At 59.7% G+C, this 13,109-nt stretch carries 15 protein-coding genes; 3 read left to right on the top strand and 12 right to left on the bottom strand.

The annotated features are described in order from the left end of the window. Window positions 1-71 precede the first annotated feature (71 nt). A complete protein-coding gene (locus J1W56_RS04385) occupies window positions 72-1,091 on the top strand; it encodes a class I SAM-dependent methyltransferase (RefSeq protein ID WP_223612049.1) in 1,020 nt (339 codons plus the stop codon). On the opposite strand, the gene J1W56_RS04380 is transcribed toward J1W56_RS04385, so the two are convergent. The 4 genes from J1W56_RS04380 to fabA form a co-directional block, all read right to left on the bottom strand. Next, window positions 1,092-1,445, bottom strand: a complete 354-nt coding sequence (locus J1W56_RS04380) for a hypothetical protein (protein ID WP_223612048.1) — start codon at window positions 1,443-1,445, stop codon at window positions 1,092-1,094. 108 nt (window positions 1,446-1,553) lie between these two features. Beyond that, window positions 1,554-2,369 (bottom strand): enoyl-ACP reductase FabI, encoded by an 816-nt coding sequence (gene fabI, locus J1W56_RS04375; RefSeq protein WP_223612046.1) that lies wholly within the window; start codon window positions 2,367-2,369, stop codon window positions 1,554-1,556. Window positions 2,370-2,380: 11 nt separating this feature from the next. Continuing rightward, the gene (gene fabB, locus J1W56_RS04370) at window positions 2,381-3,610 is read right to left on the bottom strand and encodes a beta-ketoacyl-ACP synthase I (protein ID WP_223612045.1); all 1,230 of its coding nucleotides are present in this window, start codon (window positions 3,608-3,610) and stop codon (window positions 2,381-2,383) included. Window positions 3,611-3,647: 37 nt separating this feature from the next. Further along, entirely contained in the window at window positions 3,648-4,163 is a 516-nt protein-coding gene (gene fabA / locus J1W56_RS04365; protein WP_223612043.1) for a 3-hydroxyacyl-[acyl-carrier-protein] dehydratase FabA, read from the bottom strand. A gap of 223 nt (window positions 4,164-4,386) precedes the next feature. On the opposite strand from fabA, the gene irrA reads away from it, so the two are divergent. After that, complete coding sequence (irrA, locus tag J1W56_RS04360) at window positions 4,387-4,818, top strand: iron response transcriptional regulator IrrA (protein ID WP_105736688.1); 432 nt, start codon at window positions 4,387-4,389, stop codon at window positions 4,816-4,818. Window positions 4,819-4,893: 75 nt separating this feature from the next. Here irrA and J1W56_RS04355 read toward each other — a convergent pair whose 3' ends face one another. Further along, on the bottom strand, window positions 4,894-5,451 hold the full coding sequence (locus tag J1W56_RS04355) for an SH3 domain-containing protein (protein WP_226904560.1): 558 nt from the start codon (window positions 5,449-5,451) through the stop codon (window positions 4,894-4,896). Window positions 5,452-5,636: 185 nt separating this feature from the next. Between J1W56_RS04355 and J1W56_RS04350 the strand changes: the two genes are divergently transcribed. Further along, window positions 5,637-6,638 carry a 2-hydroxyacid dehydrogenase gene (locus J1W56_RS04350; RefSeq protein ID WP_223612408.1) on the top strand — a complete coding sequence of 334 codons (1,002 nt, stop codon included), beginning with the start codon at window positions 5,637-5,639 and terminating at the stop codon, window positions 6,636-6,638. Between the two features lie 26 nt (window positions 6,639-6,664). Here J1W56_RS04350 and J1W56_RS04345 read toward each other — a convergent pair whose 3' ends face one another. The 7 genes from J1W56_RS04345 to dnaN form a co-directional block, all read right to left on the bottom strand. After that, on the bottom strand, window positions 6,665-7,078 hold the full coding sequence (locus J1W56_RS04345) for an aconitase X swivel domain-containing protein (RefSeq protein WP_223612041.1): 414 nt from the start codon (window positions 7,076-7,078) through the stop codon (window positions 6,665-6,667). After that, window positions 7,075-8,331 carry an aconitase X gene (locus tag J1W56_RS04340; protein WP_223612040.1) on the bottom strand — a complete coding sequence of 419 codons (1,257 nt, stop codon included), beginning with the start codon at window positions 8,329-8,331 and terminating at the stop codon, window positions 7,075-7,077. Before J1W56_RS04340 ends, J1W56_RS04345 begins: the two co-directional genes overlap by 4 nt. Window positions 8,332-8,352: 21 nt before the next feature. Continuing rightward, window positions 8,353-9,135: a molybdopterin-synthase adenylyltransferase MoeB gene (locus J1W56_RS04335; protein ID WP_223612039.1), complete on the bottom strand. Its 783-nt coding sequence runs from the start codon at window positions 9,133-9,135 to the stop codon at window positions 8,353-8,355. 49 nt (window positions 9,136-9,184) lie between these two features. Continuing rightward, on the bottom strand, window positions 9,185-9,499 hold the full coding sequence (sugE, locus tag J1W56_RS04330; RefSeq protein WP_105736796.1) for a quaternary ammonium compound efflux SMR transporter SugE: 315 nt from the start codon (window positions 9,497-9,499) through the stop codon (window positions 9,185-9,187). Window positions 9,500-9,780: 281 nt separating this feature from the next. Beyond that, entirely contained in the window at window positions 9,781-10,485 is a 705-nt protein-coding gene (locus J1W56_RS04325) for a glutathione S-transferase N-terminal domain-containing protein (protein ID WP_223612037.1), read from the bottom strand. A 141-nt stretch (window positions 10,486-10,626) separates the two neighbouring features. Next, complete coding sequence (gene recF / locus J1W56_RS04320) at window positions 10,627-11,790, bottom strand: DNA replication/repair protein RecF (protein ID WP_223612035.1); 1,164 nt, start codon at window positions 11,788-11,790, stop codon at window positions 10,627-10,629. 20 nt (window positions 11,791-11,810) lie between these two features. Beyond that, window positions 11,811-12,929, bottom strand: coding sequence for a DNA polymerase III subunit beta (gene dnaN, locus J1W56_RS04315; protein ID WP_223612033.1), 1,119 nt, complete (start codon window positions 12,927-12,929; stop codon window positions 11,811-11,813). Between the last annotated feature and the right edge of the window lie 180 nt (window positions 12,930-13,109).

Below are 13,109 nucleotides of genomic sequence, written 5' to 3'. Positions count from 1 at the left end.
CGATTGGCATGGAAAGTTGCCATTCCAGTCAATTCCGCTTCAGACAGACCTATTGATGGATGGACATTGCCATGGCCAACGGCGCACTCAAGACGCTCTTTCTGCCCTTTGAAGACGGGATATTGCCGGTTCCCGGCGCAGGCAGCGCATGGCTGTTTCTTGGCGCCGAGGTGGAGCGTGATATCGATCCTGCGTGGAAAGATGTCCTGACAGCCCTTCAACCATTCAGGCCGGATTACAACGCCTTGCAAAAGGCGGGCTTCCAGGCGGTTTCCCGTCTTGAGGGCAAGGAAAGCTTCAAGGGCGCGCTGATCCTTCTTGGCAAGCATCGTGGGCGCAATGAGGCATGGCTGGCGCAGGCTCTGCGCCATGTCGAAGCGGGCGGCCTGATCGTGGTGGGCGGCGACAAGAAACTTGGTATCGACAGTTTCCGCAAGACAGTCGAGAAATTTGCGCCGGTCACCGACCGGCTGTCCAAGCACCATGCGGTGGCTTTCTGGTTTACCCGCCCCGAGGCTGTCAATGAGGCACAGGTGGAGGCGCTTGTGGCTGAACCGACGCTGGTCGATGCGCGTTTTACCACCGCACCCGGCATGTTTTCCCACACGGCCATCGACAAGGGATCGGCGCTGCTGGTGAAACATTTTGCCGGACGCATCAGCGGTCATGTCGCCGATTTCGGCGCCGGTTGGGGCTATCTTGCCAGCGAAGTCCTGAAACATCCGGAAAAGCTGAAATCGCTGGCAGTCTATGAGGCGGATTTTGAAGCATTCGAAGCGGCAAAGCTGAACCTTGCCGGAGCAACCGAGCTGCCGTTGTCATTCCACTGGCACGACGTCAATGGCGAAGCCATCGCCGAGATTTACGACACGATCGTCATGAACCCGCCATTCCATGCGGGACGCAGTGCCGACCCGACCATGGGGCAGGGTTTCATTGCGGCTGCCGCCAAGCGGCTGAAGCCGGGCGGCAGACTGCTGCTCGTCGCCAACCGCCAGATGCCCTACGAGGCGGGCCTGAAGGCACTGTTCCGCTCCGTCCTGCCGATCGAGGACACTGCCGGTTACAAGATCATCGAAGCGAAAAAATAGTCAGTTCAATCGCCGCCGCCGGATACCGCACAGCCTCGTTTCTTCGATGGCCGCCTCGCTCATCCACGCCATGGATTTGAGGCTGACGACGATCCGTTGCAGAATGGCGGGACGTGGACCCCTGCGCCAGGTATCGCTGGAATAGAGCGCTTCCTGCGAAGCGTTGAGGTGATCTAGATTGTCATAGGCGCGCACGAGGAAATAGGCATCGGGGTGATGCTCCGATTGGCCGAAGTCGACCACGTCCATATCGATGGACTGGTGTATGGGCAGGCTTTCCTCGCACACCAGTTTGTGGAATTCGGCTCCTGTTCCCGGGCGCAGGCTGTAGATAAGCGTTTCAACGAGGCGCATGGTGGGTCTCCTGACATTCCTGACGAAAAAGGGAGGCCCACTTTCAACAAAAATCCCGCAAAACCAAGCCTGGTCTCACGGGACTGCTGTCAATTCTGGCAGGAGGGTTTATTCCTTGCCGTCGTCGGATTTCTTCAGTTCTTCGAGCGTTGGCATCGATACGATGTTGTAGCCGGAATCCACATAGTGGATTTCGCCGGTCACGCCGCTCGACATATCCGAGAGAAGATAGAGCGCCGAGCGGCCGACATCGTCGATATCGACAGTGCGGCGCAGCGGCGCGTTGCGCTTCTGGTAGGAGAACATGGCGCGTGCGTCGCCGATGCCGGCGCCAGCCAGCGTGCGGACCGGACCGGCGGAGATCGCGTTGACGCGGATGCTTTCCGGACCGTAATCGGCGGCGAGATAGCGCACCATGGCTTCAAGGGCAGCCTTGGCCACGCCCATGACGTTGTAGTTCGGCATGACGCGGGTCGAGCCGCCATAGGTCAGCGTCAGGATGGAGCCGCCATTCGTCATCAGTTTCGAAGCACGCTGCGCCACTTCCGTGAAGGAATAGGCTGATATCACCATGGTGCGGCTGAAATTGTCGCGCGTGGTTACATCGGCATAGCGGCCCTTGAGCTGCGACTTGTCGGAAAAGCCGATGGCATGCACGACGAAATCAAGCGTGCCCCATTCCTTTTCCAGGGTCTCGAACACGGCGTCGACGGTTGCGATATCCTCGACATCACAGGGAAGCAGCAGCTTGGAGCCGAGTTGTTCCGCGAGCGGTGCAACGCGCTTGCCGAAGGCATCGCCCTGATAGGTGAAGGCGAGTTCAGCGCCGTTGTCGGCCAGTTCCTTGGCAATGCCCCAGGCAATGGAATGGCTGTTCGCGACCCCCATAATGAGACCGCGTTTGCCTTTCATCAGTTCACCCATATTCTTCCCTCTCAACCCTGGAAACGCTGGAACACCAGCGTTGCATTGGTGCCACCAAATCCGAAGGAATTGGTCAGCACCGTATCCAGTTTGGCATTGTCGATCCGCTTGCGCACAATAGGCATGTCCTCGAATGCCGGATCGAGTTCTTCAATATTGGCGCTCTCGGCGATGAAATTGTGGTTCATCATCAAAAGCGAATAGATTGATTCGTGCACGCCGGTGGCACCCTGCGAGTGCCCGGTCAGTGATTTTGTCGCCGAGATCGGCGGGCAGCCGGCCTCCGCCGTGCCGAACACTTCGCGAATGGCTTCGATCTCCTTGAGATCGCCAACCGGTGTCGATGTGGCGTGCGGATTGATGTAATCCACCTTGCCCTTCACATTCTCGATGGCCATCCGCATACAGCGGGCGGCGCCTTCACCGCTTGGCGCAACCATGTCGGCACCGTCCGATGTCACGCCGTAACCGACGATTTCGCCGTAAATCTTGGCGCCGCGCGCCCTGGCATGTTCCAGCTCTTCCAGAACCAGCACGCCCGCGCCGCCGGAGATGACGAAACCGTCGCGGTTCTTGTCATAGGCGCGCGATGCAACCGAAGGCCGGTCGTTGAACTTGGAGGACATGGCGCCCATGCCGTCGAAAAGCACGGAAAGCGTCCAGTCGAGATCTTCGCAGCCGCCGGCAAACATCATGTCCTGCTTGCCATACTGGATCATCTCGAAGGCATTGCCGACGCAGTGATTGGACGTCGCGCAGGCCGATGAAATGGAATAGTTGACACCCTTGATCTTGAACCATGTGGCAAGCGTTGCCGATGCGGTCGAAGACATGGCTTTCGGCACGGCAAACGGGCCGACTTTCTTGGATGAGCCCGATTCGCGGGTCTTATCGGCAGCTTCGACGATGGTGCGGGTGGATGAACCGCCGGAACCCATGATGATACCGGTGCGCTCGTTGGAAATCTGACTTTCATCGAGACCGGCATCGGCGATGGCCTGGTCCATGGCCACATGATTCCACGCGGTTCCCCCGCCATGGAAGCGCATGGCGCGCCGGTCGACCAGCGTTGCCGGATCAAGCGTGGGAGCGCCGTGCACCTGACTGCGGAAACCGTATTTTGCATAGTCTTCCGCGAAGACAATACCCGATTTCGCTGCACGCAGGGATTCCAGCACCTCCTGCACGTTATTTCCGATAGAGGACACGATACCCATCCCCGTCACAACCACTCGCCGCATTGCGATCTCCTTGAAGGTGCTGCGCTGACCGATAGGGTCAGGCAGCGCTTTCCTTGAATAGGCCAACCCGCAGGTCGGTTGCCTTATAGATAGTTTCGCCGTCGGCTTTTAGCCAGCCGTCCGCAATGCCCAGCACCAGACGACCGCGCATGACGCGCTTGAAGTCGATGCCATACTCGACAATCTTGGTCTTCGGGGTGACCATGCCGGTGAACTTGACCTCGCCGGTCGACAGCGCGCGGCCCTTGCCGGGCTCGCCGAGCCAGCCCAGATAAAAGCCGGTCAGCTGCCACATGGCGTCGAGACCAAGGCAGCCCGGCATGACGGGATCGCCAATGAAGTGACACGGGAAGAACCACAGGTCCGGCTTGATGTCGAATTCAGCACGGATATAGCCCTTGCCGTTTTCGCCGCCGGTCTCGGAAATCTCGGTAATGCGATCAAACATCAGCATGGGTGGAGCTGGCAACTGGGCATTGCCCTGACCGAACATCTCTCCGCGGGCACACGTAAGGAGCTCTTCGTACCCGTAGCTTGATTTCTGTTCTGGCATTCTGTCTCCCATCAATTGCTTCAGTGCTGGCGCTTTTGCGCGGGCGGACCCTATCACAGAGTGTTTCTCGCTGAAAACGGTCTGTTGGCTTATCCCTAACGGAATGGCTGAATTGCGGCCTATTGATCGATTTCGCAAGACGGCATATATCAATGATGTAACACGATAGACAACAGTCTATGGTGAGACTTTTGATATCATTTAACGGAGTGGCAGACGGGCCATGCATATTTCTTATGAGATTGATGCCGACGTACCCTTGCAAGAGCGCCTGCGCTTTGCGGGTTTGCGTCCCACCCGTCAGCGTGTAGCGCTTGCCAGTCTGATCTTTGCCAAGGGCGATCGTCATCTTTCGGCGGAAGAACTGCATGAAGAGGCGCTCGGCGCCAATGTGCCTGTTTCCCTTGCGACGGTCTACAATACCCTGCACCAGTTCACCCAGGCAGGCATGTTGCGCATCCTCGCCGTCGAAGGCGCAAAAACCTATTTCGATACCAATGTTTCCGATCACCATCACTTTTTTGTCGAAGGCGAAAATCAGGTGATCGATATTCCGGATGGCTCGGCCATGGTCGGCCATCTTCCGCCGGTGCCGGAAGGCATGGAAATCGTCAACGTGGACATCATCATCCGCCTGCGCAAAAAACGCGGCTGATCCAATCGCATATCAATGATGACGGATTGTGCAGTCTGACGGGCATGTCAGGCAAGCCCGCCCGGATTCTATGGATTAATCAAACTTCTCGCCGGGATAGGCACCCCAGATATCCGATTGGCGCATCCAGCCGCTGGCACCGCTGAATACCAGCCGGCACCAATCCCCATTGCACATCTTGAGGGTTGCCAGAACGCCGGGCTGCACCTGCGCCACGATGCCCGCCTTGTCATCGGCGCTGCGATAGACATTCAGCATGACATTGTCCTTGTCACGCTGCCACGGGGCTGTCATCGCGGTGCGCTTGCCGGAGAGGAGGGACTGATAGACCCAGCCTTCCGTTCCCTCGGAATCGCGAATGCGCCGCCAGTTGTCATATTCCTGGACGATTTCCACCGGCAGGCCCGATTTCAGAAACAGCCAAGTCACGGCGTAGTCGCGCCCCGGTCCGACGCGCAAATTGACGCGGCCGGGTTTCAGGCTGACAAAACGCGGCAATGGCAGGCCGCTGGGGCCAACCTGTTGGGCGGCATAAGCCGTGGCAATGCCGGGAATCGCCGCGGGAACAGCGAGGGAAAGGGCCGACGCAATACCGGCGGTCAGTGTGAAAGAACGAATAAATGAGATGCCCAACAAAATCAGTCCTTCATCGTTCTGAGCTCTTTTCCGGCAATTATGCGGTTGAACAAGGAACGATCCCTATTTTTCTTTGTCTTTGACGCGCCGCCTTGATAGACAAGTATCGGAGCTCAAGAGCAATTGCAGTTTGCAATGACTTGGTTAAAGAGGTCTCAATATCATCGGAAAAAGGGAGGGGAATATTGGTTAACAAAAAGCCTCTGGTCGTCATCACCCGAAAACTGCCCGATTCCGTTGAGACGCGCATGCGTGAACTCTTCGAAGCGCGGTTGAATGTCGATGACCGGCGGTTGTCAAAGGCGGAACTGATCGAGGCCGTCCAGCAAGCCAATGTTCTCGTGCCCACGGTTACCGACCGTATCGATGAAGAGATCATCAATGCAGCCGGTCCGAATCTCAAGCTTATCGCCAATTTCGGCAATGGCGTTGACAATATCGACGTTCCTGCCGCCGCCAAGCGCGGCATCACTGTCACCAATACCCCCAATGTCCTGAGCGAAGACACGGCCGACATGACTATGGCCCTGATGCTGGCTGTGCCGCGGCGCTTGGTGGAAGGCGCATCCATTCTGCTCGATGACGGCAAATGGGAGGGCTGGGGCCCGACCTGGATGCTTGGGCGGCGTATCTGGGGCAAGCGCCTCGGCATTGTCGGCATGGGCCGTATCGGCACTGCCGTTGCCCGCCGCGCCAAGGCTTTTGGCCTGTCGATCCATTATCACAACCGCAAGCCGGTCAGTCCCAGGACAGAAGTCGAACTGGAAGCAACCTATTGGGACAGTCTCGATCAGATGCTGGCCCGAATGGACATCATCTCGGTCAACTGTCCGTCCACTCCAGCCACGTTCCATTTGCTCTCGGCGCGGCGGCTGGCGCTGATGCAGCCTTCCGCTTTCATCGTCAACACGGCGCGCGGCCAGATCATCGATGAGCAGGCGCTGATCGCCCAGCTAGAAACCGGAAAGCTCTCCGGCGCGGCGCTTGATGTCTTCGAACACGAGCCTGCAGTCAATTCAAAGCTCCGTAAGTTGGCCAAGGCGGGCAAGGTCGTCATCCTGCCGCATATGGGTTCGGCAACGCTGGAAGGCCGCATCGACATGGGCGAGAAGGTGATCATCAATATCCGCACCTTCATTGACGGGCATCGTCCGCCGGATCGGGTTTTGCCCAATCTCGTTTAAGCCGGTGTCGCTGGCAACAACGCGAATTATTGAACGCTGACCATCCCGGCAACATCAATCGCGAGCGTTTGATCGGTCAGGTGGGTAAACTCCCTGCGGTCGAGTTTGACAGCCATGGGCGTTGCGTGGCCCATCTCCTGCGCAACAATCAGGCCCAGGAGGAGAATGGCGTCGGGCTCATGCAGGATGATGGCGGCGGGTGCGAGACCGGCAGAAACGAGTTCCAGAAGCACGGCTGCCGCCGATGATGACCCGATGGTTCCCGGTAGGCACAGAACCTTGCCGGTGATGGCGATGCCGTGCTGGGGATGGCGCACGTCGGCGATCCGTCCGGTCTTGGGATTGACGCCGCCCCAGAAGCTGATGGGGGCTGTCAAAACCAGCGCCTCTGCCAGAGCTGGCTGGCCTTGCACAAGAATTTCTGTTTGAAACCGGTTCATTCGGTGGCTCCAAACACTGGGTGCCCGGTAACGGCACTTTCCACACATTCGGCCATGGAGCCGTAAATAACGCCATAACCCGTATTCCCCGGCGCATAATGGGCAAACTTTCCCGAATTGGTCATCAGCACGGCATTGTCGATATCGGGCAGGATGGGCGTGACGACGACACAGGTATCGGCGACGATAATGACGCCGCTCTGTTCCAGTATCAGGCGCTTGCCGCTGCTTTCGAGCGCGGCGAGGGCATGGCGGCCGGTGCAGGCATAGAGCGGAACATGGAGACGACGCCCGGCGATCAGCCGCTCCAGGCGATCAAACTCGGCGCCGGAAAGGTGCGGGCTGCCGATGGCCACGGCATGGATGGATTCGGCGCTGGCCGCTGTGGACAGCCTGCGCCGGGAATCCCCAATCATGTCGGTGGTGACCTTGATCACCGTTTCCGGCGCCCGATGATGCAGGGCGGTCGCAAGGTCCGGCGCTTCGGGCGTAACGCCGGCCACGTGGAAAAGCCCGACGGCACCGGCGGAGGCCGCTGCTGCGCCAAAAGCTTTCAGCGCATCTTCTCCGGGATGATGCTCGATACCGGTGACAACACCCACGGCATCGCCTATTTCCCGCCCGTAAAGACTGCCAAGGATCGGCCACGCGGCCTCGGATGCCAGGAACTCCGCGTCCAGCCCCGATACATCGAAGACGATTCTGGCCCGGCGGTTTTCCGGGAGATGAAATCCGTAGTACGGGGCGTAGCCTGCAATCGCGCAGGCGATATCGAGAAAGTCGCCATAGCGGTTGGTCCGCGCGCCGAAGACGGAATTGCAGAAGACCACCGCATTGGATTCGCCCCAGGCGACGTCGCTGCCGTAGGCGGGGCGATGCCCGGCCTGATAGGGCGCGCATGTCCATGTCGGTTCGCAGCCAAGCGTCCGGTAGGCATCCATCATTCGCCGGGCCATGCCGCGCTCATGCGGCTCCAGCCGGTTCTTCGAACAGCCGGTCAGGTCAAGTGAGCCGACATTGAGCGTGGCTCTCACAGCAACCCTTGCCCCGCCTTCCACGAGCTTCTCGGCAAACAGCGTGCCGGAATCCCCGTGATAGAGTGCGCCGTCGATATGGGCTGAGGCAATGGGAATGAGCGACGGGGCGCCCATCAAGCGGGCTGTCGCCGCGACAATGCGCAGAGCCATCGCCGCACCCTCGCCGCGTGCACCATTGGCGATTGCCCTTTGCTCCGCAGTCAGCTCAAGCGCCATGGCGAAGGACCTTCTGTCCGGTCACGCCGCAGCTCCGGCGGTGTTTGCCTTGTACCTGATCGTCTCGAAGCGCGAGCTCAATGCATCGTAAAGCAGCAGCCTGCCGATCAGCGGCTCGCCGATACCTGTGATCAGCTTGATGACTTCGGTGGCCTGCAGGCTGCCGATAACACCGGGGAGCACGCCGAGAACACCGGCTTCCGCGCAGGCAGGCACGAGACCTGGCGGCGGCGGGGAAGGGAAGAGATCGCGATAGGATGGGTTCTGTTCGCCCTTGCCATTCCGTTCATAGGGTTTGAGCGTTGTCAGGGAGCCGTCGAACCGTCCGAGCGCTGCGGAAACCAGCGGACGTTTTCCCGCTGCACAGGCATCGGCAAGCAGATAGCGTGTGTCGAAATTGTCCGAGCCGTCGACGACGATGTGATAACGGCTGATGAGATCGGCGGCGTTATCGGGTGCAATGCGCGTTTCATGGGCTTCGACCGTAACGTGCGGATTGATCGCGGCAATGGCGCGGACGGCGCTTTCGACCTTGGGCGAGCCGACGAGGTCGGTGTCGTGAATGACCTGCCGCTGCAGATTGGACAGCGAAACCCGGTCATCATCGACAATGCCAAGCGTACCGACGCCTGCGGCCGCCAGATACTGCAGCACCGGCGCGCCCAGTCCGCCAGCGCCCACGACAAGCACGCGGGCGCGCTTGAGCTTCTGCTGGCCGGGACCGCCGATCTCCGCCAGGATGATGTGACGGGCATAGCGTTCAAGTTCGGTGGAGGTGAAGGCAGGGTTTTCAGGGTCGCTCATGGCGCTACATTAGAACAAGATGGACCCCGAATGCAGCATCCGATTTGTCTCAGGCAAGAAATTTCAACCCGGCAATGCCGGAGACGATCAGGCCGATGCAGACGAGACGGATGACCGTTGCCGGTTCTCCGAAAAGATACATGCCGAGCAGCGCGGTGCCGACCGTGCCGATACCGGTCCAGACCGCATAGGCGCTGCCCACGGGCAGCTCACGCAGGGCAAGGCCCAGCACGAGAACGCTGATCACCATGCTGGCGCCGGTCAGTACCGACGGCGTCAACCGGGTAAAACCGTCGGTGTACTTGAGCCCGATGGCCCAGCCGATTTCAAAGAGTCCTGCGACGACGAGATAAATCCAGGCCATGACGACCATCCTTTTCCATGTGCGGGCCGTCCCGGCTTGTGTTCAGACGCAGCCTTTTACGGCCGCGAGGAGGTCGTCCTCCAGAGTTCTATCTAGGCTGGCGGAATTGCCGGGGCAAGTTTCCGGTCGCTGAGTAATTTTGGTGTTTAACATCAAGCGGAATGAACGAAGATCATCCCCAACGATACCCCGGATACCACACTCCAGCCGGGGCGCAGGCAAACGCCGCCAAAGCGGCGGCGTTCAGAGGTTCGTAACAAGGAATCGGAGCAGTCGGGCGCCTATGGGCGCTTGGGTATATCGAGACCGCGCTGCACCGCCGGGCGCGCAAGCCCGCGCTCGAGCCAAGCCGGGACATTCTTCAGGCTGGCATAGTCGACCAGATCGCCCGCACCATAGAAGCCAACCAGGTTGCGCACCCAGCCAAGCGTGGCGATATCGGCGATGGTGTAGTCGTCATCCATGATCCACTGACGGCCTTCAAGGTGCGTTTCGAGCACGCCGAGCAGACGTTTCGATTCAGTCACATAACGCTCGAGCGGACGTTTGTCCTCATACTCCCGGCCGGCAAACTTATGGAAAAAGCCGACCTGACCGAACATTGGGCCAATGGCAGCCATCTGGAAGAACACCCACTGGATGGTCTCGTAGCGCCGGGCCGGATCAGCAGGCAGGAGTTTGCCGGTTTTCTCGGCGAGATAGAGCAGGATCGCGCCGGATTCAAACAGCGGCAGAGGCTTGCCGCCCGGACCATCCGGATCGATGATCGCGGGAATCTTGCCGTTGGGGTTCAGTGACAGGTATTCCGGCGTCCAGCTTTCATTCTTGCCGATATCAACGAGATGGGTCTCATATGGCAGCCCAAGCTCTTCCAGCATGATGGATACCTTCACGCCATTGGGCGTCGGCAGCGAATAGAGCTGAAGGCGGTCGGGATGCTGTGCCGGCCAGCGCTTGGTAACAGGGAAGGCAGAAAGATCAGACATGGGAATTCCTTTGTTGGATCAAGGCACCGGGCCATAGCAGCCCATGTGTCCATGGAGGCCTTGTTTCACGGGATTGTTGCAGAAAGAATTCGATTCTCCGGCATGCTAACACGGCCGCAGGCGGGCTTGCCATCACCCGCTCTATCCGGCGTGCACTTCTCCGTGCGACACGTCAAAAAACTGCGCGCGGCCGGCAAGGCTGGAAAACAGCGAGCGGTCAGTACCCGTCATGAAGGCCTGTCCGCCAAGGTCTTCGATGATGTCAAAAAGGGCGGCGCGGCGGCCTTCATCAAGATGGGCGGCGATCTCGTCCAGAAGCAGGATGGGTGCCATGCCCGCCAGTTCTCCCGTGAGGCGCGCGTGCGACAGGATAAGGCCGATGAGCAGGGCTTTCTGCTCGCCGGTGGAACAGAGTTCGGCAGGCATGGCCTTGGGCCGGTGGCGTACCAGAAGGTCGGAGCGGTGCGGACCATCCAATGTGCGTCCCGCCGCCCGGTCACGGCTGCGTCCGTCGTGCAGTGCCCGGCGAAAGGCCTCCTCAACGTCTGTTGCCGATTCGATACCGATGCGTGCTTCCAACTCGCCGTCGAGGATGCAGTCGGCCTTGGGGAAGGGACTGTCGTCCGGCAGCCGCTCGATCATGCCGTTGATCAGGCGCATGAGCTCGGCCCGGGCAGCGGCAATCGCGATGCCGAGCTCCGCCATGGGAGTTTCAATGGCGTCAAGCCAGGCGCCGTTGCTGCGCTCTTCCGTCAGCAGGCGGTTGCGGCTGCGCATGGCCTTCTCATAGTCGAGCACACGGCGGCCATGCGCCGGATCGATGGCCAGCACCATCCGGTCGAGAAAACGCCGCCGGTCCCCGGCCGCACCGGTAAAGAGGCCGTCCATCGAGGGCACCAGCCAGAGGATGCGGGAATATTCCAGGAGGTCGTCGGCACTGGATGCGGTGACACCATTGATGCGCACCCGCCGCGCCGTATCGCCCGGTGCATTGCCTGCAAGTCCGGTACCGACATCCACGGAGCCCTCCTCGGTCTCGATGGCCGCATGGATGGCAAAACCATCGGGCGCGTCATTGCGGGTGACATCCGTATAGGTGGCGCGGCGCAAACCGCGGCCGGGAGAAAGAAACGAGATGGCTTCCAGCAGATTGGTCTTGCCCGACCCGTTCTCGCCGGTCAGCACCACATGCGACGGGCCGAGCCGCAATGACAGGTTTTCGTAATTGCGGAAATGCGCAAGCTTCAACCGGCTGATCGAAACGCGGGCCGGTTTGCCCGCGTCCGTTCTGGGATCATCGGTCACAGCGGGATTGTCCGTTTGCGTCAAACCCGCATCGGCATGAGCACGTAGAGCGCATTCGCATCGCCTGTATCACGCACCAGTGTCGGCGAGCCGGCGTCGGCCAGCATGAAGATCGCTTCCGTGCCGGAAAGCTGGGCAGTGATGTCGAGGAGATATTTGGCATTGAAGCCGATCTCGATCGGATCGGAGTCATAATCAGCCGCAAGCTCGTCCGTGGCGCTGCCCGAATCCGGATTGTTGACTGTCAATGTCAGCTGGCCATCGGCAATCGTCAGCTTGACGGCGCGGCCGCGCTCGCTCGAAATCGTCGAGACGCGGTCAACGGCAGACGCGAAGCTCTGGCGGTCGATGGTCAGTTTCTTGTCGTTGCCGGATGGAATGACGCGCTGATAGTCCGGGAATGTGCCGTCAATCAGCTTGGAGGTCAGAACCACCGAGCCGATGGTGAAGCGGATCTTTGTGTCCGACAGTTCGATGGTCACGGCAATGTCCGGATCATCGACAAGCTTCTGCAGCTCGGCAACGGTCTTGCGCGGAATGATGATGCCGGGCATGCCTTCCGCGCCGGAGGGCGCTTCCAGCTCGGCGCGGGCCAGACGATGTCCGTCCGTGGCCACGGCGCGCAGCTTCAGCGAACCCTCGCTCTCGATGGCATGGAAATAGATGCCATTGAGGTAATAGCGGGTTTCTTCCGTGGAGATGGCGAATTGCGTCCGTTCGATCAGGCTTTTCAACGCCGTGGATGTGATGCGGAACGTGTGTGTGAAGGATCCTGCGGTCAGTTCGGGGAAATCCGATTGCGGCAGGCACTGCAGGCGGAAATTCGACCGGCCCGAGGTCACGGTCATGGAATTGCCGTCGGCATTGGTTGCCAGCATCACTTCCGCGCCGTCGGGCAGCTTGCGGACGATGTCATAGAGCAGGTGGGCCGGCACGGTGGTGGCACCGGATTGTTCGATTTGCGCGGCAGTGGCTTCGGTGACTTCAAGGTCAAGGTCCGTGGCCTTGAGGGCAAGGCTTGCACCCTCGGCATGCAGAAGAACGTTCGAAAGGATCGGAATGGTGTTGCGTCGTTCGACCACGCGATGAACATGGTTGAGCGACTTCAGAAGATTGGAACGTTCAAGAGTTACACGCATGATAAACCGGTCTCACTGTCTTATTCGACCCAAAGCCCGTGAGGGCCTGCGGCGCTTTTTCTGGCGAGAGGGCGAAGTTCCCCCAAGGTCAAGCAAATTGGCAGAAAGTCACCCTAAAAAGCAAGCCTGCGGCTGGCTGCAACGCACCATACCGCAGGCTTTCTGTTGATAAGTGGCGAA

Origin of the sequence: Phyllobacterium calauticae (genome assembly GCF_019991125.1) — a bacterium.
GTDB lineage: Bacteria > Pseudomonadota > Alphaproteobacteria > Rhizobiales > Rhizobiaceae > Phyllobacterium > Phyllobacterium calauticae.
This window is presented reverse-complemented; position numbering and strand designations above follow the sequence as displayed.

Coding starts and splice junctions, on each gene's coding strand:
- J1W56_RS04380 (WP_223612048.1), bottom strand. CDS start 1,445: ATGCGCCTCGTTGAAACGCTTATCTACAGCCTGCGCCCGGGAACAGGA.
- irrA (WP_105736688.1), top strand. CDS start 4,387: ATGCATATTTCTTATGAGATTGATGCCGACGTACCCTTGCAAGAGCGC.
- J1W56_RS04335 (WP_223612039.1), bottom strand. CDS start 9,135: ATGAGCGACCCTGAAAACCCTGCCTTCACCTCCACCGAACTTGAACGC.
- J1W56_RS04325 (WP_223612037.1), bottom strand. CDS start 10,485: ATGTCTGATCTTTCTGCCTTCCCTGTTACCAAGCGCTGGCCGGCACAG.
- J1W56_RS04345 (WP_223612041.1), bottom strand. CDS start 7,078: ATGAACCGGTTTCAAACAGAAATTCTTGTGCAAGGCCAGCCAGCTCTG.
- dnaN (WP_223612033.1), bottom strand. CDS start 12,929: ATGCGTGTAACTCTTGAACGTTCCAATCTTCTGAAGTCGCTCAACCAT.
- sugE (WP_105736796.1), bottom strand. CDS start 9,499: ATGGCCTGGATTTATCTCGTCGTCGCAGGACTCTTTGAAATCGGCTGG.
- fabI (WP_223612046.1), bottom strand. CDS start 2,369: ATGGGTGAACTGATGAAAGGCAAACGCGGTCTCATTATGGGGGTCGCG.
- J1W56_RS04385 (WP_223612049.1), top strand. CDS start 72: ATGGCCAACGGCGCACTCAAGACGCTCTTTCTGCCCTTTGAAGACGGG.
- J1W56_RS04340 (WP_223612040.1), bottom strand. CDS start 8,331: ATGGCGCTTGAGCTGACTGCGGAGCAAAGGGCAATCGCCAATGGTGCA.
- fabB (WP_223612045.1), bottom strand. CDS start 3,610: ATGCGGCGAGTGGTTGTGACGGGGATGGGTATCGTGTCCTCTATCGGA.
- fabA (WP_223612043.1), bottom strand. CDS start 4,163: ATGCCAGAACAGAAATCAAGCTACGGGTACGAAGAGCTCCTTACGTGT.